At 50.4% G+C, this 1,891-nt stretch carries 2 rRNA genes; both read left to right on the forward strand.

Annotated elements, in window-relative coordinates:
* Positions 1–3: 3 nt before the first annotated feature.
* A 16S ribosomal RNA gene (locus tag BMY18_RS20625) occupies positions 4–1,536 on the forward strand.
* 234 nt (positions 1,537–1,770) lie between these two features.
* Positions 1,771–1,888, forward strand: a 5S ribosomal RNA gene (rrf, locus tag BMY18_RS20630).
* The last annotated feature ends 3 nt before the right edge of the window (positions 1,889–1,891 follow it).

Genomic DNA, 1,891 nt, shown 5'->3' on the forward strand with positions numbered 1-1,891 from the left:
ACTTTATATGAGAGTTTGATCCTGGCTCAGGATGAACGCTGGCGGCGTGCTTAACACATGCAAGTCGAACGAAGTATAGTGAATCGAGTTCTTCGGAACAATTGAAGCTGTACTGAGTGGCGGACGGGTGAGTAACGCGTGGATAACCTGCCTTACACTGGGGGACAACAGTTGGAAACGACTGCTAATACCGCATAAGCGCACAGTACCGCATGGTACGGTGTGAAAAACTCCGGTGGTGTAAGATGGATCCGCGTCTGATTAGCTAGTTGGTAGGGTAATGGCCTACCAAGGCAACGATCAGTAGCCGGCCTGAGAGGGTGTACGGCCACATTGGGACTGAGACACGGCCCAGACTCCTACGGGAGGCAGCAGTGGGGAATATTGCACAATGGGCGAAAGCCTGATGCAGCGACGCCGCGTGAGCGAAGAAGTATTTCGGTATGTAAAGCTCTATCAGCAAGGAAGATAATGACGGTACTTGACTAAGAAGCCCCGGCTAACTACGTGCCAGCAGCCGCGGTAATACGTAGGGGGCAAGCGTTATCCGGATTTACTGGGTGTAAAGGGAGTGTAGGTGGCATGGCAAGTCAGAAGTGAAAGCCCGGGGCTCAACCCCGGGACTGCTTTTGAAACTGCCAAGCTAGAGTGCAGGAGAGGTAAGTGGAATTCCTAGTGTAGCGGTGAAATGCGTAGATATTAGGAGGAACACCAGTGGCGAAGGCGACTTACTGGACTGTAACTGACACTGAGGCTCGAAAGCGTGGGGAGCAAACAGGATTAGATACCCTGGTAGTCCACGCTGTAAACGATGAATACTAGATGTTGGGAGGCATAAGCTTCTCAGTGTCGTAGCTAACGCGATAAGTATTCCACCTGGGAAGTACGTTCGCAAGAATGAAACTCAAAGGAATTGACGGGGACCCGCACAAGCGGTGGAGCATGTGGTTTAATTCGAAGCAACGCGAAGAACCTTACCAAGTCTTGACATCCCTCTGACCGGCACGTAATGGTGCCTTTCCTTCGGGACAGAGGAGACAGGTGGTGCATGGTTGTCGTCAGCTCGTGTCGTGAGATGTTGGGTTAAGTCCCGCAACGAGCGCAACCCTTATCTTTAGTAGCCAGCATTTCGGATGGGCACTCTAGAGAGACTGCCAGGGATAACCTGGAGGAAGGTGGGGATGACGTCAAATCATCATGCCCCTTATGACTTGGGCTACACACGTGCTACAATGGCGTAAACAAAGGGACGCAAGCTGGTGACAGTAAGCAAATCCCAAAAATAACGTCTCAGTTCGGATTGTAGTCTGCAACTCGACTACATGAAGCTGGAATCGCTAGTAATCGCGAATCAGAATGTCGCGGTGAATACGTTCCCGGGTCTTGTACACACCGCCCGTCACACCATGGGAGTCGGTAATGCCCGAAGTCAGTGACCCAACCGTAAGGAGGGAGCTGCCGAAGGCAGGATCGATAACTGGGGTGAAGTCGTAACAAGGTAGCCGTATCGGAAGGTGCGGCTGGATCACCTCCTTTCTAAGGAAAAGAAGAAGTAAAGGTTGTTTTACTATTTAGTCATCAAGGAGTGAGTGCGCAAGCATCACTTTGTGAATGATCGTTGAAAGCTTGCTTTCATAAGAGAATGAACACAGTGATGAATGCATAAGAAGGATTGACTCTAACGAGAGCCGCGAAGCGGGTCGAGTTATAGGCAAGACTCGCACGAACAGTGTAAATTGATGCAAAGTTTTTTGAACATAATTAAATATTTCTGGTGGCGATGCGCATAGGGGAAACACCCGTTCTCATCTCGAACACGATGGTTAAGACTTATACGGCCGATGATACTACGCTGGAGACGGCGTGGGAAAGTAGGTGGCTGCCAGATTAC

This window comes from [Clostridium] fimetarium, from assembly GCF_900111235.1.
GTDB classification, from domain to species: domain Bacteria; phylum Bacillota; class Clostridia; order Lachnospirales; family Lachnospiraceae; genus Clostridium_N; species Clostridium_N fimetarium.